Annotated in this window: 20 protein-coding genes; 16 read left to right on the forward strand and 4 right to left on the reverse strand. The window is 71.1% G+C overall.

Annotated features, from left to right (window positions below; translation table 11 throughout):
- The first annotated feature begins 141 nt into the window (after positions 1-141).
- The 7 genes from FBY41_RS10620 to FBY41_RS10650 all read left to right on the forward strand — a co-directional run bounded on the left by FBY41_RS10620 (position 142) and on the right by FBY41_RS10650 (position 7,196).
- On the forward strand, positions 142-1,170 hold the full coding sequence (locus FBY41_RS10620; RefSeq protein ID WP_141823453.1) for a DNA-directed RNA polymerase subunit alpha: 1,029 nt from the start codon (positions 142-144) through the stop codon (positions 1,168-1,170).
- Between the two features lie 89 nt (positions 1,171-1,259).
- Positions 1,260-1,973: a 50S ribosomal protein L17, sunset domain variant gene (gene rplQ / locus FBY41_RS10625; protein ID WP_141844213.1), complete on the forward strand. Its 714-nt coding sequence runs from the start codon at positions 1,260-1,262 to the stop codon at positions 1,971-1,973.
- A gap of 124 nt (positions 1,974-2,097) precedes the next feature.
- The gene (locus tag FBY41_RS10630) at positions 2,098-3,012 is read left to right on the forward strand and encodes a tRNA pseudouridine synthase A (RefSeq protein ID WP_141844215.1); all 915 of its coding nucleotides are present in this window, start codon (positions 2,098-2,100) and stop codon (positions 3,010-3,012) included.
- A gap of 12 nt (positions 3,013-3,024) precedes the next feature.
- Positions 3,025-3,711 carry a hypothetical protein gene (locus tag FBY41_RS10635; protein ID WP_260439688.1) on the forward strand — a complete coding sequence of 229 codons (687 nt, stop codon included), beginning with the start codon at positions 3,025-3,027 and terminating at the stop codon, positions 3,709-3,711.
- A gap of 79 nt (positions 3,712-3,790) precedes the next feature.
- Entirely contained in the window at positions 3,791-5,473 is a 1,683-nt protein-coding gene (locus tag FBY41_RS10640; protein WP_141845064.1) for an ABC-F family ATP-binding cassette domain-containing protein, read from the forward strand.
- 31 nt (positions 5,474-5,504) lie between these two features.
- Positions 5,505-6,572 carry an NAD(P)H-dependent flavin oxidoreductase gene (locus FBY41_RS10645; RefSeq protein WP_141844217.1) on the forward strand — a complete coding sequence of 356 codons (1,068 nt, stop codon included), beginning with the start codon at positions 5,505-5,507 and terminating at the stop codon, positions 6,570-6,572.
- A gap of 93 nt (positions 6,573-6,665) precedes the next feature.
- Positions 6,666-7,196 carry a YbaK/EbsC family protein gene (locus FBY41_RS10650; RefSeq protein WP_141844219.1) on the forward strand — a complete coding sequence of 177 codons (531 nt, stop codon included), beginning with the start codon at positions 6,666-6,668 and terminating at the stop codon, positions 7,194-7,196.
- 39 nt (positions 7,197-7,235) lie between these two features.
- On the opposite strand, the gene FBY41_RS10655 is transcribed toward FBY41_RS10650, so the two are convergent.
- On the reverse strand, positions 7,236-7,517 hold the full coding sequence (locus FBY41_RS10655; RefSeq protein ID WP_141844221.1) for a WhiB family transcriptional regulator: 282 nt from the start codon (positions 7,515-7,517) through the stop codon (positions 7,236-7,238).
- Between the two features lie 199 nt (positions 7,518-7,716).
- Between FBY41_RS10655 and FBY41_RS10660 the strand changes: the two genes are divergently transcribed.
- The 5 genes from FBY41_RS10660 (at position 7,717) to FBY41_RS10680 (ending at position 16,570) form a co-directional block, all read left to right on the forward strand.
- Positions 7,717-8,865 (forward strand): MerR family transcriptional regulator, encoded by a 1,149-nt coding sequence (locus tag FBY41_RS10660; protein ID WP_141844223.1) that lies wholly within the window; start codon positions 7,717-7,719, stop codon positions 8,863-8,865.
- 207 nt (positions 8,866-9,072) lie between these two features.
- Complete coding sequence (gene pulA, locus FBY41_RS10665) at positions 9,073-14,907, forward strand: pullulanase-type alpha-1,6-glucosidase (RefSeq protein ID WP_141844225.1); 5,835 nt, start codon at positions 9,073-9,075, stop codon at positions 14,905-14,907.
- Between the two features lie 77 nt (positions 14,908-14,984).
- Positions 14,985-15,119, forward strand: coding sequence for a hypothetical protein (locus FBY41_RS23935; RefSeq protein ID WP_260439689.1), 135 nt, complete (start codon positions 14,985-14,987; stop codon positions 15,117-15,119).
- Complete coding sequence (locus tag FBY41_RS23420; protein ID WP_185749018.1) at positions 15,116-15,547, forward strand: hypothetical protein; 432 nt, start codon at positions 15,116-15,118, stop codon at positions 15,545-15,547. The genes FBY41_RS23935 and FBY41_RS23420 overlap by 4 nt, the downstream gene beginning before the upstream one ends.
- Positions 15,548-15,631: 84 nt before the next feature.
- Positions 15,632-16,570, forward strand: coding sequence for an aldo/keto reductase (locus tag FBY41_RS10680; protein ID WP_141845065.1), 939 nt, complete (start codon positions 15,632-15,634; stop codon positions 16,568-16,570).
- A gap of 197 nt (positions 16,571-16,767) precedes the next feature.
- Here FBY41_RS10680 and FBY41_RS10685 read toward each other — a convergent pair whose 3' ends face one another.
- Positions 16,768-18,075, reverse strand: a complete 1,308-nt coding sequence (locus tag FBY41_RS10685) for an MFS transporter (RefSeq protein WP_141844230.1) — start codon at positions 18,073-18,075, stop codon at positions 16,768-16,770.
- On the reverse strand, positions 18,075-18,710 hold the full coding sequence (locus FBY41_RS10690) for a winged helix-turn-helix domain-containing protein (RefSeq protein ID WP_141844233.1): 636 nt from the start codon (positions 18,708-18,710) through the stop codon (positions 18,075-18,077). Before FBY41_RS10690 ends, FBY41_RS10685 begins: the two co-directional genes overlap by 1 nt.
- A gap of 285 nt (positions 18,711-18,995) precedes the next feature.
- On the opposite strand from FBY41_RS10690, the gene rplM reads away from it, so the two are divergent.
- Both rplM and rpsI read left to right on the forward strand, forming a co-directional pair.
- Positions 18,996-19,439 carry a 50S ribosomal protein L13 gene (gene rplM / locus FBY41_RS10695; RefSeq protein WP_026864111.1) on the forward strand — a complete coding sequence of 148 codons (444 nt, stop codon included), beginning with the start codon at positions 18,996-18,998 and terminating at the stop codon, positions 19,437-19,439.
- Positions 19,440-19,473: 34 nt separating this feature from the next.
- Positions 19,474-19,977: a 30S ribosomal protein S9 gene (gene rpsI / locus FBY41_RS10700; protein WP_141844236.1), complete on the forward strand. Its 504-nt coding sequence runs from the start codon at positions 19,474-19,476 to the stop codon at positions 19,975-19,977.
- Positions 19,978-20,094: 117 nt separating this feature from the next.
- On the opposite strand, the gene FBY41_RS10705 is transcribed toward rpsI, so the two are convergent.
- Entirely contained in the window at positions 20,095-21,264 is a 1,170-nt protein-coding gene (locus tag FBY41_RS10705) for a hypothetical protein (RefSeq protein WP_260439690.1), read from the reverse strand.
- Between the two features lie 267 nt (positions 21,265-21,531).
- On the opposite strand from FBY41_RS10705, the gene glmM reads away from it, so the two are divergent.
- Entirely contained in the window at positions 21,532-22,878 is a 1,347-nt protein-coding gene (glmM, locus tag FBY41_RS10710; RefSeq protein ID WP_141844238.1) for a phosphoglucosamine mutase, read from the forward strand.
- Positions 22,879-22,972: 94 nt separating this feature from the next.
- On the forward strand, positions 22,973-24,922 hold the full coding sequence (locus FBY41_RS10715) for an amino acid permease (RefSeq protein WP_260439691.1): 1,950 nt from the start codon (positions 22,973-22,975) through the stop codon (positions 24,920-24,922).
- The last annotated feature ends 2 nt before the right edge of the window (positions 24,923-24,924 follow it).

A 24,924-nucleotide genomic window follows, 5' to 3' on the forward strand; every position in this document is an offset into this window, starting at 1 on the left:
CGTCCGGCCCAGCCGGACGGCATACGCCCCGCTTGCGCGTGGGGTCGGCTCGCAGACAGAGCCGAGCCGGCCCGCCCGGATCGCGACCGGGCAGTTTCACGAGGCGTCATATGGCGGTCGCCCGTGGGAAGGAAATGAACAGTGCTCATCGCACAGCGTCCCGTGCTCTCCGAAGAGGTCGTGGTCGAGAACCGCAGCCGCTTCACCATCGAGCCGCTCGAGCCCGGCTTCGGCTACACGCTCGGCAACTCCCTCCGTCGCACCCTGCTCTCGAGCATCCCGGGCGCGGCGGTCACCTCCATCCGCATCGACGGCGTGCTCCACGAGTTCTCGACCGTGCCGGGTGTGAAGGAGGACGTCACCGAGATGATCCTCAACATCAAGGGCCTCGTCGTCTCTTCGGAGCACGACGAGCCGGTCGTCATGTATCTGCGCAAGCAGGGCCCGGGTGCCGTCACCGCTGCCGACATCACGCCTCCGGCTGGTGTCGAGGTGCACAACCCCGACCTGCACATCGCGACGCTGAACGACAAGGGCAAGCTCGAGATGGAGCTGACCGTCGAGCGTGGCCGTGGCTACGTCTCCGCGCAGCAGAACAAGTCCGGTGACCAGGAGATCGGCCGCATCCCGGTCGACTCGATCTACTCGCCCGTGCTCACCGTGACCTACAAGGTCGAGGCGACGCGTGTCGAGCAGCGCACCGACTTCGACAAGCTCATCGTCGACGTCGAGACGAAGAACTCGATGACCCCGCGTGACGCCATGGCCTCGGCCGGCAAGACGCTCGTCGAGCTCTTCGGTCTGGCGCGCGAGCTCAACGTCGAGGCCGAGGGCATCGACATGGGCCCGTCGCCGACGGACGCGGCGCTCGCCGCCGACCTGGCGCTGCCGATCGAGGACCTCGACCTCACGGTTCGTTCCTACAACTGCCTGAAGCGCGAGGGCATCCACACCGTGGGTGAGCTCGTGAGCCGCAGCGAGGCCGACCTGCTCGACATCCGCAACTTCGGTGCGAAGTCGATCGACGAGGTCAAGGCCAAGCTCGTCGGCATGGGTCTGGCCCTCAAGGACAGCCCTCCCGGGTTCGACCCGTCGGCTCTCGTCGACAACTACGACTACGACGACACCGACCTCGACGACGTGGCGTCGCTCGAGGACGAGCAGCTCTGACCGACCGCTTGTTGACCCAGTCGCACTGCGCAGCCTGAACGCAGCCTGATGCCAGCAGCGGCGAGGTCAGACCTTCTAGGAGAAACGAAATGCCCACCCCCACCAAGGGTCCCCGCGTCGGTGGCGGCCCCGCCCACGAGCGGCTCATCCTCGCGAACCTTGCGACGTCGCTCTTCGAGCACGACAGCATCACGACGACCGAGGCGAAGGCCAAGCGTCTTCGTCCGCTCGCCGAGCGCCTCATCACCTTCGCCAAGCGCGGCGACCTGCACGCTCGTCGTCGGGTCATGACCGTCGTGCGTGACAAGGGTGTCGTCCACCGTCTGTTTGCCGAGATCGCCCCCGACATGGCGGCTCGCGAGGGTGGCTACACCCGCATCACGAAGATCGGCGCCCGCAAGGGTGACAACGCCCCCATGGTCGTCATCGAGCTCGTCCGCGAGCCGCTGTCGGCCAAGAAGGCGACGGTCAAGGAGGCCGAGGGCGCGACCCGTCGTGCCGCCAAGCAGGAGGAGGCCAAGGCCGCCGCTGCGGAGACCAAGGCCGCCGAGGATGCCGAGAAGGTCGAGTCCACGGACGAGACCGAGGCGACCGAGGCCGCTCCCCTGCCCGAGGGCGCCGTCGCCGCGAACGAGGACGGCTCGTCGCCCGACGAGGCCTACACCGTCAAGGGCAACGCCGACTCGGGCAAGTACCACGAGCCCGACGGCCAGTGGTACGACCAGACGATCGCCGAGTTCTGGTTCGCGTCCGCCGAGGACGCCGAGAAGGCCGGCTTCACGAAGGCCGGCTCCGGCTCCTGAGCCTGAGCGACCATCGACAGAGCAGCCCGTCCCCCTGGGGGCGGGCTGCTCTGTTGTGCGGGTGAGTGCCGAGGAACTGCTCTGCAGTTCGTCGGCCACGGGGTGAGCGTTAGGCTGCGGCGGCATGAGTGAGACGAGCTCCCCGCTGCTGCGCGTGCGGCTCGACCTCGCCTACGACGGGACCGACTTCTCGGGGTGGGCGGAGCAGCCGGGGCTGCGCACCGTCGAGGGCACGCTGTCGGCGGCCCTGGCCACCGTCCTGCGGCTGCCGGAGCCGGCCCGCCTCACGGTGGCGGGACGCACCGACGCGGGCGTGCACGCACGCGGTCAGGTCGTGCACCTCGACGTGCCTGCGCCGGCCTGGGCGGCGGTGCCGGGCCGCTCGGACCGGTCACCGGCCGCCGCACTCGTCTCGCGCCTTGCCGGCGTGCTGCCCACCGACGTCGTCGTGCGGAGCGCGACCGAGGCGCCGGGTGCCTTCGACGCGCGCTTCGCCGCGCTGGAGCGGCGCTACCTCTACCGCCTCGTCGGGGTCGACGGCCCGCGTGACCCGCTCCGGCGACGCGACACCGTGTGGTGGCGCCGCCCGCTCGACGTGGCCGCCATGGACGAGGCGGCGAGGGGCCTCGTGGGCCTGCGCGACTTCGCGGCCTTCTGCAAGCGCCGCGAGGGGGCGACGACGACCCGGACCCTGCTCGAGTTCTCGTGGCAGCGGCTCGACGACGGGGTGCTTGCCGCGACGGTGCGGGCGGATGCCTTCTGCCACTCGATGGTGCGCTCCCTCGTCGGGGCCGTCGTGCCGGTGGGGGAGGGCCGTCGTGAGGTGGCCTGGCCGCAGGTGCTCCAGGAGCGCGCCGTGCGGGCTCCCGAGATCCATGTCATGCCGCCCCACGGGCTCAGTCTCGAGGAGGTGCTCTACCCGGCCGACGACGAGCTCGGCGAGCGCGCCCGCGTCGCCCGGTCGCGACGCGACGGCCCAAACCAGGTCGCGAGCGTGGAGGCGTCGAACGGCGTGGTCGGCGGGTCGCAGGGCCTGTGATTGACTCCTCCCATGCCTGAGCGATCGTCCCGACGTCGCCAGCCGGGTCCTCGGTCGAGGCGCCGACCCTCACGCACCCGGACCTCCGCGCGGACCCGCTGGTCGGCGGTCTCGGTGCTCACCGTCGCCCTCGTGCTCACCGGCTGCTCGAAGGACCCGGCAGCGACCACGGCGCCCACCGCCGCTGCCACGGCCCCCGCAGCCGCGTCGACCTCGCCGTCGACCGGCGTCACGGCACCGGAGACCTCCGAGAGCGACGTCGTTCGCGCCCGCTCCGGTGACTTCGGGGTCGTGCCGCCGGAGGCCTGGGCCGAGGCGACCGACCGGGCCGGCGACGTGCAGGGCCTCGACATGGTCCTGCTCTCGTCGCGCAAGGTCGGGGGCTTCAGCACCAACCTCGTCGTGCTCACGTCGGCCGGTGACGACGCCGCCCTCGAGGCCGAGATCGCCAAGGGCCGCGAGCAGATGGGCGCCGCCGGTCGCACCGTCACCGAGACGCCCGACAAGCAGGTCGCCGGGTCCACCGCCACGGGCTTCCAGACCGCCTTCGAGCAACAGGGCGTCAAGGTCGTCGCGCGCTCCTACGGCCTCACCCGCGGCGGCAAGGTCTACCTGCTCACCCTCAGCTCGGCCGAGCAGGAGGCCGACCACGCGATGACCGAGCTCGACGAGATCCTCGCCTCGTGGACCTGGTCGTGACGCCGTGGACCCCAGCCCCGTCGCGAGCGCGCGTTAACGGCGTGACGGGTGCACCCGGCATACGTCAGGCTTGACCCTCGTGGGCCACGTCGACGTCAACTCCGTCTCCTTCAGCCTGCCGGACGGCAGACCGCTGCTGGGTGGCGTCTCCGTGCGGGTGGGTGAGGGCGCCAAGGTGGCGCTCATCGGTCCCAACGGCACCGGCAAGACGACGCTGACGCGCATCATCGCCGGCGACCTCGACGCGCACGAAGGTGCGGTGACCCGCTCCGGCGGACTGGGCGTCATGCGGCAGTTCATCGGCAAGGTCCGCGACGACACGACGGTGCGCGACCTGCTCGTCTCGGTGGCGCCCGCGCGCATCCGTGAGGCCGCCGAGGAGGTCGACCGCACCGAGCTGCTCATGATGGAGCGCGACTCCGAGGCCGACCAGATGGCGTACGCCCACGCCCTCGTCGAGTGGGGCGAGGCCGGTGGCTACGAGCAGGAGACTCTCTGGGACCAGTGCACGATGGCGGCGCTCGGCATCCCCTACGAGTCGGCCCAGTGGCGCGCGGTGACGACCCTCTCGGGCGGTGAGCAGAAGCGGCTCGTCCTCGAGGCGCTGCTCCGCGGGCCGGAGGAGGTGCTGCTGCTCGACGAGCCCGACAACTACCTCGACGTGCCGACGAAGCGCTGGCTCGAGGAGGCCCTCGTCGCGAGCCCCAAGACGGTGCTCTTCATCAGCCACGACCGCGAGCTGCTCGACCGGGTGGCCACGCGCATCGCGACCCTCGAGCCGGGCGCTGCCGGCGCGACGCTCTGGGTGCACCCCGGACGCTTCTCGACCTACGCGCAGGCGCGCGACGACCGCAACGCGCGGCTCGAGGAGCTGCGCCGCCGCTGGGACGAGGAGCACGTCAAGCTCAAGACGCTCGTGCAGACCCTCAAGGTCAAGGCGAAGTACAACGACGGCATGTCCTCGCGCTACCAGGCGGCCCAGACCCGGCTGGCGAAGTTCGAGCAGGCCGGGCCGCCGGAGGAGACGCCGATGACGCAGTCGGTGAGGATGCGCCTCACCGGTGGTCGCACGGCCAAGCGGGCGATCGTCGCGACCGGGCTCGAGCTCACCGGCCTCATGAAGCCCTTCGACCTCGAGGTCTGGTACGGCGAGCGCGTCGCGATCCTCGGCAGCAACGGCTCCGGCAAGTCGCACTTCCTGCGCCTGCTCGCGTCGGGCGGCACCGACCCCGAGCGGGAGCACCAGCCGGTCGGTGACGTGCGCCCGACCCCCGTCGAGCACACCGGCGTCGTCCGGCTCGGCTCGCGTGTGCGGCCCGGATGGTTCGCCCAGACCCATGAGCACCCGACGCTGCTCGGCCGCACGCTCCTCGAGATCCTCCACCGGGGCGATGAGCACCGCGACGGCAAGCCCCGCGAGGAGGCCGCCCGGGCCCTCGACCGCTACGAGCTGGCGCGGTCGGGTGAGCAGACGTTCGAGTCGCTCTCGGGTGGGCAGCAGGCCCGCTTCCAGATCCTGCTGCTCGAGCTGTCGGGGGCGACCCTGCTGCTGCTCGACGAGCCGACCGACAACCTCGACCTCCAGTCGGCCGAGGCGCTCGAGGAGGGGCTGGACCGCTTCGAGGGCACCGTCATGGCCGTCACCCACGACCGCTGGTTCGCCCGGGGCTTCGACCGCTTCCTCGTGTTCGGCTCCGACGGCCGGGTCTACGAGTCGCCCGAGCCGGTCTGGGACGAGAAGCGGGTCGTGCGCCCCCGCTGACGCGGGGCTCCGGCGGGAGTAGCGTCGCAGGATGACCCTGCGCTCGATCGACGCCGGTGTGGTCGCGGCCCCGATGGCCGGCGGAGCCTCGACCCCGGATCTCGTCGCCGCCGTCGGCGAGGCGGGTGGCTTCGGTTTCCTCGCCGGTGGCTACCTGACCACGGAGCAGCTCGCGGCCCAGGTCGCAGGCGTCTGGGACCTCACGTCGCGGCCCTTCGGGGTCAACCTCTTCGTCCCCGACACCGCCAACGTGTATGCCGTCCGGCCCGGAGGTCTGCAGGGTGCGGACCGCGCCGCCGCGGTTGCCGCCTACCAGGCGTCGCTGGCACCGGACGCCGCGGCGCTCGGGGTCGAGCCGGGGGAGCCACGCCCGGGTGACACCGACGACTGGGAGCGCAAGCTCGACCTCGTCGTGCGCGAGCGGGTGACGGCCGTGTCCTTCACCTTCGGGCTGCCGTCCGCAGCCGTCCTCGGGGAGCTGGCCCGCGCCGGCATCGAGAGCGTCGTCACCGTGACGGATGTCGACGAGGCCAGCGCCGCGCTCGCGGCCGGGGTCGACGGGCTCTGCGTGCAGGGGGTGGAGGCCGGTGGTCATCGGGGCACCCTCGACCCGACCACGGTGCCGGACGACTCCGACCTCGCCGCCGTCGTCGAGCGGGTGCGCCAGACGGCCTGGGACCTCGGTCGGGCCGACGTCGTCATCATGGCGGCGGGCGGCATCACGACGCGTCATCGTGCCGATGCCGTGCGCGGGGCGGGCGCCGACGCCGTGCAGGTCGGCACGGCGCTGCTGCTCACCCCGGAGGCGGGCACCGGCCTCGCCTACCGGCGTGCCCTCGCCGATGCGGCGCACGGCAGCACCCGGGTCACCCGCGCCTTCTCCGGGCGCCTGGGGCGGTGCCTCGAGACCGACTTCGTGCGCCGGCACGACGAGGAGGCGCCGGCGGCCTACCCCGAGGTCCACCACGTCACGGTGCCGCTGCGGCGTGCGTCCGCCCAGGCGGACAAGCCCGATGTCGTCGCCCTGTGGGCGGGCACCGGATGGCGTGCTGCGCGCGCGGTGCCGGCAGCGACCGTCGTGAGCGGGCTGGCCCGCTGAGCAGCCTGCGCGTCGCCCGCAGCAGCTGACGCCAGGACACACATCGGACGGCAGGCCTCCCACGGGCACGGTTGGCGGCATACGGTGTGCCCCATGCCCTCAGCCCAAGGAAACCTCACGTGGCAGCTCGCCACCGACCGGCCCCACCTGCTCGCGGAGCCCGTCGCGGCTGCGCTCGACCACGTCCTGGGGGCGCGAGTCGCCGAGATCGATGCGGAGCTGGCCGACACGGCGGCCTTCTGCGCGGCCTACGACGTCGCCCCGGAAGCCTCGGCCAACTGCGTGGTGGTGGAGGGCCGCCGCGGAGACGAGGTGACCATCGCTGCCGTCATGGTGCTCGCGACCGACCGGGCGGACATCAACCGGGTGGTGCGGCGTCATCTCGGGGTGCGCAAGATCTCCTTCGCCGACCAGGCGAGGGCGCAGGAGCTGACCGGCATGCAGCAGGGGGGCATCACCCCGGTCGGGCTTCCGGAGGGCTGGCCGGTGCTCGTCGATGCCAGGGTCGTCGCGGCGGGGCCGGTCGTCATCGGCGCGGGGGTGCGGGGCGCCAAGCTGCTCGTGCACGGTTCGGCGCTCGCCGAGCTGCCCGGGGCCGTGGTGCTCGAGCTCGCCATGACCTGAGCCGGGGGCCGATCTGGGCCCCCGGCAGAGCAGCTCCGATCAGCCCGCGACGTCCCACAGCAGGCGCGAACGCTCGGAGGCGGTGGTGCCGCCCCAGATGCCGAAGGTCTCGGGCACCCGCATCGCGTGCTCGAGGCAGGCGCGCGCGACGGGGCAGTCGCTGCAGACGGCCTTGGCGGCCTCGGTCTGCTCGCGACGCTGGATCTGGCCCATCTCGGGGTCGTCGACGAAGAACTGCTCGGCGTCCTTGCCACGGCAGAGGCCCTGCTCCTGCCACTCGTAGGAGCTGTAGACGGGCCGGGGGAGACGAGTGACGGTCATGGCTTCCTCCACGTGAACCGGAGCGGCGACCCTGCGCTGAAGTTGTGCAGTGATCTTGTGCAATGAACTTACGCAGAACTGGTGCCATTGCGCAAGATGCCTGCACAAGTTTATGGTGGGGCTTGCCTGCAGAGAATCGGGACGCACAGTCGTGCCTTCCGAGGATCCCCGCGGGCGACTGCAGAAGTGGTGATGAGGGATGACTGACGACGTGGGTGGGGCGCGCGACGGGCAGCACCACGAACACGGTGGCGACGCCGACGACTCGCCGTATGCCGCGAAGCGGACGGACACGGCGACGGAGACCGTGCCCGTCCTCAGCTGGCCGGTGGGCGCCGTCGCCGACCGCCTCGGCGTCTCGACCTCCACCCTGCGCTCCTGGGAGCGGCGCTACGGTCTCGGCCCCACGCATCGCACGGGTGGCAACCATCGGCGCTACGGCCCGGTCGACCTGCAGCGCGTGCAGCTCATGGCGCGCCTCACGGCCGCAGGCATCCCGGCCCAGGCCGCTGCCGAGAGCGTGACGACGATGGAGCCGGAGGAGCTCGCGCGTCGCCTCGGGTCCGGCGTCGGCGGTGCAGCATCCGAGGCGCCCTCGTCAGCACGGCAGACAGCGGCGGATGGCGACCTCGACGGCATCGACGGCGGCGCCACGGACGGCGGCGTCGACAGCGTCTTCGGGCCGGTGCGGGCCGCTGCGCTGGCGGGGGATCGCGCGACCACCGACGAGGGCACCGTCGACGCGATCCTCTCGGCAGCGCGCGAGCTCGACGCCACGGGGCTCGTGCACCTCTACCGGCAGACGCTGCGCCGCCTCGACTTCGCCGACGCCTGGTCTGACGTCTTCGTGCCCTCGTTGCGCGCGATCGGGCAGCGGTGGGGCGAGGGGTCCCTCGGCATCGAGTCCGAGCACCTTGCGAGCGAGCTGCTGCAGGGCGAGCTGCGCGGGGTCGTGCGCGCCAACCGCTTCCGCATGTCCGGCACGCCGGTGCTGCTCGGCAGCGCGGACGACGAGCAGCACCACCTGCCCCTGCTCGCCGTCGAGGCAGAGCTCGCCCGCCACGGGGTGGCGAGCCTGCTCCTCGGTCCGCGGGTGCCGGTTCGAGCCCTCGCGAAGGCCCTCGACAGGGCACGACCGCCGGCCGTCTTCATCTGGGCGTCGCTGCGCAGGCTGCCGACGGAGCCGCTGTGGGAGATGGTCGAGTCCCTCGACTGGCCGCTCACCGTCGTCATCGGTGGCCCGGGATGGCCGCCCGAGGTCACGGGAACGCGCGGCGCTGCCACGGTGGTGCACGCGACCGACCTCGGCACCGCCGTCGGCAACATCGTGCCGGTGGCTCGGTCCTGACGCGACGCAGCGACGCCCGAGCTGGGGCTTCCTTGCGCGTCGAGCGCAAAGAAGCGGCCGCGAATCCGCAAGAAGTGGGCCAAGTCTGAAAATTCTTGCAGCCAGATCTGGCGCAGGGTGCAAAAGGGGAGATACGGTTCCCTCTGGTCGGTGTGCCTCCACGGTGCCGTCCATCCCCTGCACCACGCCCTGCACGAAGGAGTGCGCATGCGCCGTCGCCCGGCCACGACCGCCGTCAGTCTCACCGCCCTCGTCCTCGCCGGACTGGCGGTGCCGATCACCGCCACGGTCGCCCGGGCCGCGGAGCCGGCTCGCACGGCCACCCTCGTCGGATCGCTGCAGGACGAGCTCGGGTGCCCGGGTGACTGGCAGCCCCAGTGCACGGCGACCGACCTCACCAGGGTCGGCGACACGACGACCTACACGCGTGACTTCACCGTGCCGAAGGGCTCCTACGAGCTGAAGGTCGCGATCAACCACTCGTGGGAGGAGAGCTACGGCCAGGGAAGCGCCAACCTGCCTCTCGTCCTCGGTGGCGACGCGACGTTGCGCTTCACCTACGACGATGCGACGCACGCCATCGGGATCACGCCGCTCGAGCTGTCCGGACCGGCAACGCCTGCCGACGCCAAGCTCGCCTCGGCCTCGCTGCGCCAGCTGGCGACCCGCGAGCGCTTCTACTTCGTCATGGCCGACCGCTTCGCCAACGGCGACACGGGCAACGACCAGGGTGGCCTGACCGGCAGCCGGCTCGAGACGGGCTACGACCCCACCGACGCGGGCTTCTACCACGGTGGTGACCTCAAGGGCGTCACCCAGAAGCTCGACTACATCAAGGGCCTCGGCACCACCGCCATCTGGCTGACGCCGTCGTTCAAGAACCGCGCCGTGCAGGGCAGCGGATCCGACGCGAGCGCGGGCTACCACGGCTACTGGGTCACCGACTTCACCCAGATCGACCCGCACCTCGGCACGAACGCCGAGATGAAGGCGCTCATCACCGCGGCGCACGCCAAGGGGATGAAGGTCTACTTCGACATCATCACGAACCACACCGCCGACGTCGTCGACTACGAGGGTGGCGCGCACAGCTACATCTCCAAGGAGGCCGCCCCCTACAAGGCGGCTGACGGTACCGTCTTCGACGACGCCGTGGTGGCGGGCAAGCCGATGTGCGCGGTGACCCAGACGGCATACCCCGACTGCTTCCCCGAGCTGTCGGCGACCTCGTCCTTCCCGTACAAGCCGGTCTTCCGCACCGACGCCGACAAGACCGTCAAGGTGCCGGCCTGGCTCAACGACCCGACGATGTACCACAACCGCGGTGACTCGACCTTCGCCGGCGAGTCCTCGAGCTACGGCGACTTCGTCGGCCTCGACGACCTCTTCACCGAGCGCTCCGACGTCGTCACCGGCATGGAGGACATCTACAAGAGCTGGGTCGACTTCGGCATCGACGGCTTCCGCATCGACACGGTCAAGCACGTCAACATGCAGTTCTGGCAGGCGTTCTCACCGGCGATCCTCAAGCACGCCAAGGACATCGGCAAGCCGGGCTTCAACATGTTCGGTGAGGTGTTCGACAGCAACCCGGCCTACATGAGCCAGTTCACGACGACCGGCAAGCTGCCTGCGACGCTCGACTTCGGCTTCCAGAGCGCGGCGCTCGGCTTTGCCCAGGGCAAGGCGACCACCGGGGTGCGCGACCTCTTCGCCGGTGACGACTACTACACCGACACCGACTCCAACGCCTACGAGCTGCCGACCTTCCTCGGCAACCACGACATGGGCCGCGTCGGGGCGATGCTGCTCGGCGGCAGCTACGACAACGCCGACGCCGGGCAGCGCAAGAACCTGCTCGACCGCGCCGAGCTCGCGAACTCCCTGATGTTCCTCACGCGTGGCAACCCCGTCGTCTACTACGGCGACGAGCAGGGCTTCACCGGTCCGGCGAGCGGGTTCGACGACAAGCGCGCCCGGCAGGACATGTTCGGCACCAAGACCTCGATCTACCAGGACGACGTCGTCATCGGCAGCCCCGCCCTGCAGGGCACCGGTGCGCACTACTCGACCGACGTGCCGCTCTACCAGCACATCAAGCAGCTCGCCGCCCTGCGTCAGGCCAACCCGGCGCTCGCCGACGGCGCGCAGATCCACCGCTACGCCTCCGACGCAGCCGGCATCTACGCCTTCAGCCGCATCGACAAGGCCGCCAAGCGCGAGTACGTCGTCGCGACGAACAACGCGACGACCCCGAAGTCGGCGACCTTCGAGACGTACTCTGCCGGAGCGAAGTTCGTGCCCCTGCTCGGCGGCTCGGGCGACCTGCGCGCCGACAAGGCCGGCCGCGTCACGGTCACGCTGCCGCCGCTGTCGGTCGCCGTCTACCGCGCCAACGCCACGATGACCTCGTCGTCGGCCGCCCCGGCCATCTACCCGACCTCGCCGAGCGCCGGTGGCGTCGTCGGCGGCCGCGCCGAGATCGGTGCCGCCGTGCCGGCTAACACCTTTGCCGAGGTCAGCTTCCTCTACCGTCCGGTCGGCACGAGCACGTGGACCCCGATCGGCACCGACGACAACGCGCCCTACCGCGTCTTCCACGACGTCAGCGGCATCGCCAAGGGCACCCTGCTCGAGTACCGCATGGTCGCCAAGGACCTCTCGGGCCGTGTCTCGGCCACCTCCACCTACGGCATCGTCGGCGAGCCGCAGACCTCGGGTGGTGGCGGCGGTGGCGGCGTCGGTCCCGTCACGCAGCCGGGCGCCGTCAGCGTCCCCGGCAACCACAACTCCGAGATGGGTTGCCCGGGCGACTGGCAGCCCGCCTGCCCCGAGGCCCAGCTGGCCCTCGACGCCAAGGACGACATCTGGAAGGGCACCTACACGATCCCGGCCGGCGACTACGAGTACAAGGCCGCGATCGACAAGACGTGGGACGAGAACTACGGCGCCGGCGGAGCCGCCAACGGCAGCAACATCGCCTACAAGGCTCCGGGCGGCCAGGTCAGCTTCTACTACGACCACCGCACCCACTGGGTGACGAGCACCGCGCAGGGCCCGATTATCACGGCTCCGGGCAGCTTCCAGAGCGAGCTCGGCTGCCCCGGCGACTGGGCGCCCGACTGCATGCGCTCGTGGCTGCAGGACCCCGACGGTGACGGCACCTACACCTTCAGCACCGACCGGATCCCGGCCGGCAACTACGAGTTCAAGGTCGCGGTCGGCCTGAGCTGGGCCGAGGCCTACCCCGCCAACAACGTCGCCTTCTCGGTGCCAGCGGACGGCGTGGTCACGACCATCACCTACAAGAGCTCGACGCACGAGGTCAGCGTCAAGACGTCCAAGGCCGGGGCCGCTCCCGACCTGACGAAGGCCAAGGCCTTCATCGTCGGCCCCGACCTCGTGGCCTGGCCGGCCTCGGCCCTGCCTGCGGGGGTCGACCCGGCGACGCTGAAGTGGCGGCTGCACTGGTCGGCTGACGGCGGTCTCGCCGTCGACGCCGAGGCCGTGACCGGCGGTTCCGTGGCGTCACTGACCCGCGACCCCGCCGGGCTGCCCGCCTCGCTCGTGGCCGACCACCCGGAGCTCAAGGGCGCCGTCGCACTACGGCTCGACAAGAAGACCGCGCAGCAGCTGCCCGAGATCCTCAAGGGCCAGGTCGCGGTCGCGATGTACGACTCCACCGGCAAGCTGCTCGACGCGACCGGGGCACAGACCGCGATCGCGCTCGACAGCCTGTATGCCGCGAAGGCCGCGACGCGCTCTTACGGCGTCAGCTTCACGGGCGGCAAGGTCGGCTTCAGCCTCTGGGCCCCGACCGCGCAGTCCGCCACGCTGCTGACCTGGCCGGCAGGCTCACCCGACCAGCCTGCGAGTGCTGCCCAGCGCGTGCCGATGACCCGCGCCGGCGACGGCTCGTGGTCGGCGTCGCTGCCGTCCTCGGCCCGCAACGTGCGCTACCTCTACGAGGTGAAGGTCTACGCACCGAGCACGGGCAAGGTCGAGACGAACCTCGTCACCGACCCGAACTCCGTTGCGCTGACGCTGAACTCGACGAGGTCGGTGGCCGTGGACCTCAAGGACACGGCATACATGCCCTCGGTGTGGCGCACGGCGAAGGCGCCCGCGCTCGCGAAGGACGTCGACTCGACGATCTACGAGCTGCACATCCGCGACTACTCGATGAGCGATGCCAAGGTGCCGGCGGCCAAGCGCGGCAGCTACCTCGCGTTCGCCGAGAACGGTGACGGGCGCACGCACCTCAAGGAGCTCGCCAAGGCGGGCCTCAACACGGTGCACCTGCTGCCGAGCTTCGACATCGCCTCGATCGAGGAGGACCCGGCCAAGCAGCAGACGCCGCAGTGCGACCTCGCGTCGTATGCCCCCGACAGCACCGAGCAGCAGAAGTGCGTCGGTGCGGTCGCGAGCAAGGACGCCTTCAACTGGGGCTACGACCCCTACCACTACAGCGTGCCGGATGGCTCGTATGCCTCGAGCGCCGCTGCGGCAGATGGCGGTTCGCGGATCGCGGAGTTCCGCACAATGGTCGGCGCCCTGCACGAGGACGGCCTGCGCGTCGTGCTCGACCAGGTCTTCAACCACACGGCGGCCTCGGGCCAGGCCGACAAGTCGGTGCTCGACAAGGTCGTGCCGGGCTACTACCAGCGGCTCAACGCGATGGGCACCGTCGAGACCTCGACGTGCTGCCAGAACGTCGCCACCGAGCACGCGATGGCGCAGAAGCTCATGGTCGACTCGGTCGTGATGTGGGCCAAGGACTACAAGGTCGACGGCTTCCGCTTCGACCTCATGGGTCACCACAGCAAGGCCAACATGCTCGCCGTGCGGTCGGCCCTCGACGCCCTGACCCCCTCGAAGGACGGGGTCGACGGCAAGGCCATCTATCTCTACGGCGAGGGCTGGAACTTCGGCGAGGTCGCGAACAACGCCCTCTTCGTCCAGGCGACGCAGGGCCAGCTCGGCGGCACCGGCATCGGCACCTTCAGCGACCGCCTGCGTGACGCGGTGCGCGGTGGTGGCCCGTTCGACGAGGACCCGCGCAAGCAGGGCTTCGGCTCGGGCGAGGCGACCGACGACAACGGTGCGATCGACAAGGACGGCAAGCCCGTCAACGTCGACGCGGCCGCGCGCCTCGCTCACGACACCGACCTCGTGCAGCTCGGTCTCGCCGGCAACCTGCGCACCTTCACCTTCCGCAGCCAGGCGAGCGGCTCGGTCGTCAAGGGCACCGAGGTCGACTACAACGGGTCGCCGGCCGGCTATGCCGACCAGCCCGACGAGGTCGTCACCTACGTCGACGCGCACGACAACGAGACGCTCTTCGACTCGCTGACGTACAAGCTGCCCGTCGCGACGACGATGAAGGACCGGGTGCGCATGAACACCCTGTCGCTCGCGACGACCGCTCTCGCGCAGACGCCGTCGTTCTGGCACGCCGGCGCCGACCTGCTGCGCAGCAAGTCGCTCAACCGCGACAGCTACGACAGCGGCGACTGGTTCAACCGGCTCGACTGGACGGGCGCCGACAACGGCTTCGGCCACGGTCTGCCGCCGGAGGCGCAGAACTCCGCGAAGTGGTCGTTCATGAAGCCGCTGCTCGCCAACCCGGCCCTCAAGCCGGCGTCCGGTGACGTCAAGGAGGCGAGCGCGATGGCGGAGGACCTGCTCAAGCTGCGCTTCAGCTCGCCGCTCTTCCGCCTGGGCAGCGCCGCGGCGATCAACGCCAAGGTCAGCTTCCCGGTGTCGGGCACGGCTGACGCGCACCAGGGCGTCATCGTCATGCGCATCGACGACACCGTGGGCGCCGACGTCGACCCCGCCCTGCGAGGCGCCGTCGTCGTGTTCAACGCGACGCCGTCGGCGGTCTCCCAGAAGGTGGCCGGCCTCACGGGGCAGGTGCGCCTCAGCCCGGTGCAGGCGAACGGGGCCGACAGCGTCGTCAAGCAGGCCGCATACGACGCCGGCGCCGGGGCCCTCAAGGTGCCGGCACGCTCGGTGGCGGTGTTCGTCCAGCCGAACTGAGGCTCATCGGCTGGCTCACGCGCGCCCTCGGCTCCCGGTCTCCCGGGAGTCGAGGGCCGTGCTATACCCTCGGGGGTATGCCAGAGCTCGAGTTGCCTGCCTCTGCCGCCCCATGGCTCGCCGGAGTCTCCCTCATGGCGCTGCTCGGCTCGGTGGCGTATGCCGTCCGGCGCCGTCCGTGCGTCGACGGAGCGTGTGGGGTGGCCGGGTGACAGGCATCTCGCAGGAGCCCCGCCTCGGCGGCGCGGACCCCGGGGTCGTCTCCTCCCCGCCGGGCCGGTGGCCCGCGCGCCGCGTCTGGTCGGGCGTCGGCCTCCTGGCCGCTCTCGTCCTGCTCGTCGCGGCGGGGCCGGGCTGGGCGTTCACCACCCAACCGCTCTGGTCGGTCCTCACGCTCGGAGCGCTCGCCGCGGCCTCGGTCGCCCTGGCGACCTTCGTGCCGCTGCCGGGAGAGGGCCTGCACGTCCACCTCGGGTGCGGGCCGTGCGCGGCCGTCGGAGGGCTCGCAGCCGTCGGCAGCGCGTGGCTCGCGCTGACCTCGGCACTCGACGCGGGCACGGCCTCACTCGCGCTCGCCCTGGCCGGCTTCGGGCTCGCGCGACGGGTCACCGAGCCGCAGACCTGCGCCCGCCCCTTCTGACGCTGCGGAGCGTCGAGCCCCCATCTGTCGCGAGGTGGCGAGGCGGCATACGTTGGTCGGGTGACGACACGTGCGACGAACGACATGACCTATCGACAGCTCGGCGACAGCGGCCTGACGGTCTCGGCGGTAGGCCTGGGCTGCAACAACTTCGGGCGACGTCTCGACCAGGAGGGCACCACCGCAGTCGTCAACGCGGCGCTCGACGCCGGCGTGACGCTCTTCGACACGGCCGACATCTACGGACTCGGTGCGAGTGAGGAGCTGCTCGGCGCGGCCCTCGGCAAGCAGCGCGAGAACGTCGTCGTGGCAACGAAGTTCGGCATGGACATGCAGGGCGCCAACGGGCCCGACTGGGGTGTGCGCGGCTCACGGCGCTACATCCGCACGGCGGTCGAGGCGAGCCTGCGCCGGCTCGGCACGGACTGGATCGACCTCTACCAGCTGCACCGACCCGACCCGCACACCCCGATCGGGGAGACCCTCGCCGCCCTCGACGAGCTCGTGCGCGAGGGCAAGGTGCGCTACATCGGCAGCAGCAACCTCACCGGATGGCAGGTCGTCGACGCGGACTGGACCGCCCGCAGCGCCGGCACCGAGCGGTTCGTCTCGGCACAGAACGAGTACTCCCTCCTCGAGCGCGACGTCGAGGACGAGCTGGTGCCCGCGTGCGAGCACGTCGGGGTCGGGCTGCTGCCCTTCTTCCCCCTCGCGTCCGGCCTGCTCACGGGCAAGTACCGCCGGGGCCAGGCGGCGCCGGAGGGCAGCCGGCTCGCGTCGATGAGCGAGCGTCTCGAGGCCGCCGACTGGGACACCATCGAGCGCCTCGAGGGGTATGCCGCCGAGCGGGGCCTGCGCCCCATCGACGTCGCCATCGGCGGGCTCGCGGCGCAGCCGGCCGTGGCCTCGGTCATCGCCGGGGCGACGACCCCCGAGCAGGTGCTCGACAACGTGCGCGCCGGCTCGTGGCAGCCGAGCGTCTCCGACCTCGCCGCCCTCGACGAGATCACCCAGCAGGGCTGACCCGCCCTCGCCGACGACCCTGAGGTGTCGTCGAGTGCCCACTTTCCTGCGTCGGGAACTGGGCACTCGATGGGTGGGTGTGGTCGAGTGCCCATTTTCCTGCGTCGGGAACTGGGCACTCGATGGGTGGGTGTGGTCGAGTGCCCATTTTCCTGCGTCGGGAACTGGGCACTCGACGGTGAGGGAGGGCGGCCGGGTCAGGGGGTAGCGGTCTCGACTGCCACGGCGCCGTCAGCGGGGGAGTGGGCGCGTTCGGCGCGGCGGGCCGGGAGGTAGAAGAGCGCGCCGACGATGCTCACCGCGCCGGCAGCCACCATGGCGACCTGCGTCGACGTCTGCTCGGCGAGCAGGCCGAGCAGCGGTGCGCACAGCCCGAAGGCCGCGAAGGCGACCATGGAGTTCATCGACAGCACGGTGGCGCGGTTGCCAGACCTCGCCTCGCGGTGGAGTAGGGCGGCGTGCATCGGGCCACCCGAGCCGTGCAGCAGGTAGGTCACCGAGTAGGCGGCGATGAGGGCGGCCGGACCGGCCACGAGCCCCATGACGACGGCGCCCACGCCGTTGAGCACGCGGGCCAGGATCGCGGTGCGGGCGGCGCCGACCCGTCGGCTCGTCCAGCCGGCGAGCGCGGCCCCGATGGCGAAGACCGCCCAGCCTCCGGCCGCGACCGGGCCCATGATCGCGCCGGCCCGCTCCTCGCTGCCGACGAGCTCGGCGAGCCGGATCGGCTGGAAGGTCTCGAAGACGATCATGGCGACCGACCAGAAGACCTCGACGACGATGATGCCGCGCAGCACCCGGTTCGAGCGCAGCAGCCCGAGCCCGTCACGGACCACGGTAGGCGCCTCCTTCGCGGAGGCGGCCGCGCGAGCCAGCGCCGAGGAGCCGGCCCTCGTCTGAGGCTCCTTGAGCAGCACGATAGTGGCGAGCAGGTGCACGAGGTTGAGCCCGACGAAGACGAGCACCGGCAGCAGGAGTGCGGATGCGCCGGTGAAGGGGTGCCACCAGACGAGCGCCCCCGAGACGAGGGCCCCGGCCGCGATGCTCGAGCCGAGCACGGTGCCCTGGGCCGCGAGCGACCCGTCGACGTCGGCTCCCGGCGTCGAGACGTGCACCGTGTCGACGAACCACGCCTCGAGGGGTCCGGAGTCGAGCGCCCGGAAGACCCCGGTGAGCACGGCCGCCGCGAGGAAGGCCCAGAAGGACTGCGCCACGATGAGCATCGCGCTCGCCACGACGTTGACGGCCGCCGCCGTGATGAAGACCGGCCGTCGGCCGAAGGCGTCGGCGAACCCACTCGTCGGCAGCTCGAGGAAGAAGACGGTGAGCCCTGCCGCCGAGGACACCGTGAGCGACTGGGCTACGGACAGCCCCCGCTCGAGCTGCCACAGGGTGAGCAGGCCCACGACGAGACCGACCGGGAACCAGCGGGTGAAGCTCAGCGTGAGGAAGACCCGGCGCGCCGCGGCGGGGGAGAGGACGGCATACCCATGCTCGGCGGCCATCAGCGGGCCCCCCGTGTCGGCGGCCGGTCGAGATCGAGGGGGTAGGCGAAGGCGTAGACGGCGATGCGGCGGGCCTGGGGATTGCCCTGCCCGACGCGGCGATAACGCTCGATGAGCTCCCACATCTCGGCGCGCAGCTCCTGGAGGGCCTCCGCCGTGACGAGCACCGAGGCGTCGCTCGAGCCGCACGCGTCCTGCCAGTCGGTGGGCCACGTCGTCGACACATCGAGCCACTTGTCGTACTGCTCGCTGAAGTGCCTTGCGTAGTCGCGGGTCAGCCAGTTGAGGGCCGTCTCGGAGTCCTCGTCGCCGTCGAAGTCGCTCGGGTGCCACGAGTGGTACTCCGACGCCGCTCGCCACAGCCGCCGCTTGCCCTCGCCCTCCTCCGTGTCGCGCACGAGGCCGACGGACTCGAGCTTGCGCAGGTGGTAGCTCGTCGCGCCGGAGTTCGTGCCGAGCGTCGCCGCAAGGTCGGTGGCCGTCGCCGGCCCGCCGCGCCGGAGCGCGCCGAGCAGGCGCGAGCGCAGCGGGTGGGCGAGGACCCGCAGGCTCTCCGGCGTGAGCCAGAGGTTGTCGTCGTCGGGCGCCTGCGACGGGGGTGGTGCAGGGGTCTTTGCGGTGTCTCGTGCAGCCATACTGTGCATAATACCTCTGCACACTACGTTTGCACAAGAGTTGTGCACGTCCGCTCCGGCGCCAAGTCTTTGCAGGTCAGACTGCATTTTGCGCCCTCGCCTCGCCGATTTGGGTGCGGGGAGCCGGACCCGTAAACTTGACCACTGTTGTGCCATACCGGCAACGAGCGCCCCGCCTCCCGACCTCCGTGCTGACCCAGCCGGAGCGAGACGGACGATCGGCGCGGGCCCGGCCCCACGGCATACACACCAGCTCGACCACACCAGCAACGAAGGCAGACTCCATTGCGCACGTACACCCCGAAGCCCGGCGAGGTCACTCGCACGTGGCACGTCATCGACGCGACCGACGTCGTGCTCGGCCGGCTCGCCAGCCAGGCGGCCGTGCTGCTCCGCGGCAAGCACAAGCCGCAGTTCGCCCCGCACGTCGACACCGGTGACTTCGTCATCATCATCAACGCCGAGAAGGTCGCCCTCACCGGCGCCAAGCTCGAGCAGAAGAAGGCCTACCGCCACTCGGGCTTCCCGGGCGGTCTGCGGTCCACCTCCTACACCGAGCTGCTCGCCAAGAGCCCCGAGAAGGCCGTCGAGAAGGCCATCCGCGGCATGCTCCCGAAGAACTCGCTGGCCCGCCAGCAGCTGTCCAAGCTCAAGGTCTACCGCGGCGCCGAGCACCCCCACGCGGCCCAGCAGCCCGTCCCCTTCGAGATCACCCAGGTGGCGCAGTAAGCCCCCGGCTGCTGCGTAGAAAGCGACAAGACACGTGACTGACATCGTGAACGAGGACGTCCTCGACACCGACGAGCCCGAGCTGACCGAGTACACCTCGGAGTCCGACTCCTCCGTCACCGGCGAGCCGCGGCGCGCCCGTGAGGTCTCGACCCCCGGTGCCGCCACCGGCCGACGCAAGCAGGCCATCGCCCGCGTGCGCATCGTCCCGGGCACCGGCGAGTGGAAGATCAACGGCCGCACGCTCGACAGCTACTTCCCCAACAAGGTGCACCAGCAGATCGTCAAGGAGCCGCTGACGCTCCTCGAGCTCGACGGCTCGTACGACGTGCTCGTGCGCGTGCACGGCGGTGGCCCCTCCGGCCAGGCCGGCGCGGTGCGCCTCGGCGTCGCCCGCTCGCTCAACGGCATCGACGAGGAGCTCAACCGTCCCGCCCTCAAGAAGGCCGGCTTCCTCACCCGTGACCCCCGCGTCCCGGAGCGCAAGAAGGCCGGTCTCAAGAAGGCCCGCAAGGCTCCCCAGTACAGCAAGCGCTGACCTGGCTGCTGCCGCAGTCTGCGCGAAGGCCCCCGAGCACTGCTCGGGGGCCTTCGCCCTTCTCCGACGCGGTATGCCGTCAGGCGGGGTGTGCCGTCAGGCGGGGTCGCCGATCGCTCAGCTCACCGTCGGGTGGCTGAGGTCGCAGCGGTTGGTGTCGTTCGACCACGTCGCCTGCATCGGGTAGCTGCCGTTGCCCATGGTCACGTTCCCGGCGCCACCGGCGCTGCCCGGTGAGATCCACGCGCACTCGTCGGCGTTCTCCTCGCCGGAGTAGGTGCGCGAGGTCGTGTTCGTCCACCCACCGGCCGGGTTCTGGTCGGTGATGGTCTCGGCGTACTCGTGGCCCTCGACGATCGTGTAGCCGTCGTCGGTGCCGGCAGCGCCGGTGTTGACGAAGTTCTGGCCGCAGCTCGTGCCCATGTCCATGACGTAGGGCATGTTGGTGAAGGCGATGTCGCCGTAGGGGCTCGTCGAGCCGACGTAGGGGTCACCGTTGTAGTCGTGCCAGGCGCAGAACTGCCCGGACGCCGTGTTGAAGCCATCGGGGTGGGTGCCGGTGGGCGAGAGGATGACGTACTGCGCGTCCCGGTTGCTGGCGGCTGTCGTGTTGGTGAAGTGCCCTGCGGCCCTCACCGCCTCGTCACCGAGCTGCTTCGCCGTCGCGTTCGCCGGGGAGGGGACAGCGTTGTCGTACCAGACGCCGGCAAGAGCGCCGCCGGTCGGGTAGAGCACGTGGGCCGCGCCGGTCGGGCACGAGGTCATGCCCTTGGTCACGAGCGGGCCGTCGCAGTACTGCGTCATGACCCCGGACCAGGCCTCGCCGCCGGTGCCGAGTCCCTTGAAGAGCTTCTGGACCACAGGAGCACCGGACTTCGGGTCGCCGGTGAAGGTGAGGTTGCCCCCGGCATCGGTGCCCTGCGTGCCCCACTGGCTGCCGTAGAAGACGAGGTAGACCTTCTCGGTGCCGCCGCTCGTCACGCCGATGCCGTCGACGCCGCCGCCGTAGGAGAGCGTCTTGGACGCGGTGGGCCTCGCCCCCTTGGTCTGGGCCTCCCAGCGCTGCATCTGGGTGTTGAGCTCGCGGGTCGGGACGACGCCGTGCCGGTAGGGGTGGCCGTAGGCAGGGGAGTAGGGGTTGGTGACGGCGCCGGCCGTCGTGCTGCCGGTGCTCGCCGGCGACGCCGAGGCGGTGGTGGCGAGGGTCGCCGTCAGGGTCGCTGCCAGCGACAGGGCGGTGCAGGCGGTGACGGCAGCGGCGGTCATCCGCCGGGATCGAGAGCTCATGAAGGTCCTTCCCGAAGAGCCCCGCATGCGTGCGGGGGAATGGGCTCATCGTCGTGCCGACCGTCTGGGAATGGGATGTGTGCGACCTGCCAGTTCCCGGGGTGCGTCATGGGCGGAAGTGTCCAGCAGTGAGCGAAATGCGCGTGTTCGCCCACAGGCGGCTCTCACGGACCGCCGAGGTGGCTCGGAGGTGCCGTGGGGGTATCGTCGTCCGAGCACATGTTCCGGGCGGCCGACCGCGGCGCCTCATCGGGAAGGCACACCAGCGTGGCTCGACTCTTCGGCACGGACGGCGTCCGTGGTGTGGCAAACCAGGACATCACGGCTGAGCTCGCCCTCGACCTCTCGGTCGCGGCGGCCCACGTGCTCGCCGAGGTGGGCGCATTCAACGGTCACCGTCCCGTCGCGGTCGTCGGGCGCGACCCCCGAGCCTCGGGCGAGTTCCTCGCCGCGGCGACGGTCGCGGGTCTGGCGTCGGCGGGCGTCGACGTGCGCGACGCCGGCGTGCTGCCGACCCCGGCCATCGCCTATCTCGTCGCAGAGCAGGACGCCGACCTCGGCGCGATGCTCTCGGCCTCGCACAACCCCATGCCCGACAACGGCATCAAGTTCTTCGCCCGGGGCGGCCACAAGCTCGCCGACGACCTCGAGGACCGCATCGAGGGGCGCCTGCGCGAGCAGTGGGACCGCCCCACCGGCGCGGATGTCGGGCGCATCACCCGCCTCACCGACGGGGCCGACCGCTACGTCGCGCACCTGCTGTCCGTGCTGCCACACCGCCTCGAAGGACTGCACGTCGTCATCGACGCCGCCCACGGTGCTGCGTCGGAGGTCGCTCCCCGGGCCTTCCGCGAGGCCGGCGCCCGCGTCACCCTCATCGGCGGCGAGCCGGACGGTCTCAACATCAACGACGGCTACGGCTCGACCCACATCGAGCCACTCCAGGCGGCCGTCGTCGAGGCGGGCGCCGACCTCGGCATCGCCCTCGACGGCGACGCCGACCGGTGCCTCGCCGTCGATGCGACCGGACGACTCGTCGACGGCGACCAGATCATGGCCATCCTCGCCGTGGCCTTCAAGGAGCACGGCACGCTGCCCGGAGACACCCTCGTGGCGACCGTGATGTCCAACCTCGGGATGATCCAGGCCCTCGGCAGCCACGGCATCAAGGTGCTCCAGACGGCCGTCGGTGACCGCTACGTCCTCGAGGGCATGCGCGACGGAGGGTTCACCCTCGGCGGCGAGCAGTCGGGTCACGTCGTCATGCTCGACCACGGCACGACCGGTGACGGCACGCTCACCGGGCTCATGCTCGCCTCGCGGGTGGCCGCCACCGGCCGGCCCCTCGCCGACCTCGCCAGCGTCATGACCCGCTTCCCGCAGGTGCTCGTGAACGTCAAGGACGTCGACAAGGGCGCCCTCGAGCACAACGCGGCGGTCGCCGACGCCGTGCGCACGGCCGAGAGCGAGCTCGGCGACAGCGGCCGGGTGCTGCTGCGCAAGTCGGGCACCGAGCCCGTGGTGCGGGTCATGGTCGAGGCCGCCGACACCGACCAGGCACGAGCCGTCGCCGACCGCCTCGTGGGCGTCGTACGCTCCGAGCTCGCGCTCTGACGGGGGACCCCGCCGGACGGCATACGGCAACGGGGTGGGCCGACGGCCGGCGCGAATGTGAGTTGCGGCCCCCGCGGCCCTAGAGTTCTCCCACGTGACTGTGACCCGAGGGGCTCGTACCCCGTTCATGCGCTGGTTCCTGGATGCCGAGGAGCCGGACCCGGGCGGCTACTACGAGGGCGAGCGCGAAGCGGTCGCGAACCGCCACGTGCAGCCGTGGTGGCGCGTCATGTGCCTGACCGGTGTCGACTACTTCTCGACGCTCGGCTACCAGCCGGGCATCGCAGCGCTCGCCGCGGGTGCGCTCTCTCCGATCGCGACGCTCGTGCTCGTGCTCATCACCCTCTTCGCGGCGCTGCCGATGTACCGGCGCGTGGCGACGGAGAGCCCGCACGGCGACGGCAGCCTCTCGATGCTCGAGCGCCTGCTCGCCTACTGGCCGAGCAAGGTGCTCGTGCTCTCGCTCATCGGCTTCGTCGCGACCGGCTTCATCATCACGATCACGCTGTCGGCGGCCGACGCGACCGCGCACCTCGTGGAGAACCCCTTCCTGCACGACGCGCTGACCGGCCGGCAGGTGCCGGTGACGTTGCTGCTGCTCGTCATGCTCGCGGCCGTCTTCCTCAAGGGCTTCAAGGAGGCCATCGGGGTCGCGGTCGTGCTCGTCGTGCTCTACCTCGGCCTCAGCCTCGTCGTCATCGGTCGGGCCGCCCTCGAGGTTGTGCGGCAGCCGAGCCTGCTGGGCGACTGGACCCAGGCCATGACGCTGGAGCACTCGGCGCCGTTCGGCATCATCGGCGCTGCGCTGCTCGTCTTCCCGGCCCTGGCACTGGGTCTGTCCGGCTTCGAGACCGGCGTCGTCGTCATGCCCCTCGTCAAGGGCGACCCGACGGACACCGAGGCCGCGCCGACCGGCCGCATCCGCAACGCGAAGAAGCTGCTCACCGCCGCCGCGCTCATCATGAGCGTCATGCTCATCGGCAGCTCGCTCGTGACGACGCTGCTCATCCCGCACGAGCAGTTCGAGCCCGGCGGCGAGGCGAACGGCCGCGCTCTCGCCTACCTCGCGCACGGGCTCTTCGGCGACGGCTTCGGGACGGTCTACGACGCCTCGACGATCGGCATCCTGTGGTTCGCCGGCGCGTCCGCCATGGCGGGGCTGCTCAACATCGTGCCGCGCTACCTCCCGCGCTACGGAATGGCCCCGGACTGGGCCCGCTCGACCCGTCCGCTCGTGCTCGTGCTGTCGTTCATCGCTGCCGTCGTGACGCTCGCCTTCGGCGCGAGCGTCGACGCCCAGGCGGGGGCGTATGCGACGGGTGTGCTCGCGCTCATGACCTCGGCCGCGATCGCGGTCTTCCTCACGGAGTGGCGCCGGGGACACCACCGCGCCGGCGCGTTCTTCGCCGTCGTCAGCGCCATCTTCATCTACACCTTCGGCGTCACGGTCATCGAGCGGCCGGGTGGCCTCATCATCGCCTCGATCTTCATCGCGATCATCGTCGTCATCAGCGTCTGGTCGCGCATCGCCCGCTCCACGGAGCTGCGGGTGCAGCAGGTCACCTACGACGACGCCGCGCTGACCCTGCTCGAGGAGGCCGCCGCGGGGCTGCAGCCGGTGCGCTTCATCGCCAACAAGCGCCAGGCGGGCGACGAGGACGAGTACCGCAACAAGCTCATGGTCGTGCGGTCGAGCAACCACCTCAGTGCCCCCGGCGCCATCTTCCTCGAGGTGGCGATCAGCGACGCGAGCGACTTCGAGACCACGGTGGCGGTCACGGCGGACGTCGTCGACGGCTACCGGGTGCTCCGGGCGACCGGACCCTCGGTGCCGAACGTCCTCGCCGCCATCCTGCTCGACGTGCGCGACCGCATGCCCGCCCCGCCCCACGCCTACTTCGAGTGGAGCCAGAAGGGACCGGGCGAGAACGCGCTGCGCTTCCTCATCGCCGGGGAGGGCGACGTGCCGCCACTCACCCACGAGATCCTCCGGCTGGCCGAGCCCGACGACACGAGGCGCCCCCAGATCCACGTCGCCGGCTGAGC

The sequence above is a fragment of the Humibacillus xanthopallidus genome, from assembly GCF_006716675.1.
In the GTDB taxonomy this organism is placed as follows: Bacteria; Actinomycetota; Actinomycetes; order Actinomycetales; family Dermatophilaceae; genus Humibacillus; species Humibacillus xanthopallidus_B.

What these genes read in the sequence shown, in the direction of transcription:
- FBY41_RS10655 (WP_141844221.1), bottom strand. Translation starts at nt 7,517, where the DNA reads ATGACCGTCACTCGTCTCCCCCGGCCCGTCTACAGCTCCTACGAGTGG.
- FBY41_RS10650 (WP_141844219.1), top strand. Translation starts at nt 6,666, where the DNA reads ATGCCCTCAGCCCAAGGAAACCTCACGTGGCAGCTCGCCACCGACCGG.
- FBY41_RS10705 (WP_260439690.1), bottom strand. Translation starts at nt 21,264, where the DNA reads ATGAGCTCTCGATCCCGGCGGATGACCGCCGCTGCCGTCACCGCCTGC.
- FBY41_RS10660 (WP_141844223.1), top strand. Translation starts at nt 7,717, where the DNA reads ATGACTGACGACGTGGGTGGGGCGCGCGACGGGCAGCACCACGAACAC.
- FBY41_RS10635 (WP_260439688.1), top strand. Translation starts at nt 3,025, where the DNA reads ATGCCTGAGCGATCGTCCCGACGTCGCCAGCCGGGTCCTCGGTCGAGG.
- FBY41_RS10690 (WP_141844233.1), bottom strand. Translation starts at nt 18,710, where the DNA reads ATGGCTGCACGAGACACCGCAAAGACCCCTGCACCACCCCCGTCGCAG.
- FBY41_RS10680 (WP_141845065.1), top strand. Translation starts at nt 15,632, where the DNA reads ATGACCTATCGACAGCTCGGCGACAGCGGCCTGACGGTCTCGGCGGTA.
- FBY41_RS10645 (WP_141844217.1), top strand. Translation starts at nt 5,505, where the DNA reads ATGACCCTGCGCTCGATCGACGCCGGTGTGGTCGCGGCCCCGATGGCC.
- rplQ (WP_141844213.1), top strand. Translation starts at nt 1,260, where the DNA reads ATGCCCACCCCCACCAAGGGTCCCCGCGTCGGTGGCGGCCCCGCCCAC.
- FBY41_RS10685 (WP_141844230.1), bottom strand. Translation starts at nt 18,075, where the DNA reads ATGGCCGCCGAGCATGGGTATGCCGTCCTCTCCCCCGCCGCGGCGCGC.
- pulA (WP_141844225.1), top strand. Translation starts at nt 9,073, where the DNA reads ATGCGCCGTCGCCCGGCCACGACCGCCGTCAGTCTCACCGCCCTCGTC.
- FBY41_RS23935 (WP_260439689.1), top strand. Translation starts at nt 14,985, where the DNA reads ATGCCAGAGCTCGAGTTGCCTGCCTCTGCCGCCCCATGGCTCGCCGGA.
- FBY41_RS10630 (WP_141844215.1), top strand. Translation starts at nt 2,098, where the DNA reads ATGAGTGAGACGAGCTCCCCGCTGCTGCGCGTGCGGCTCGACCTCGCC.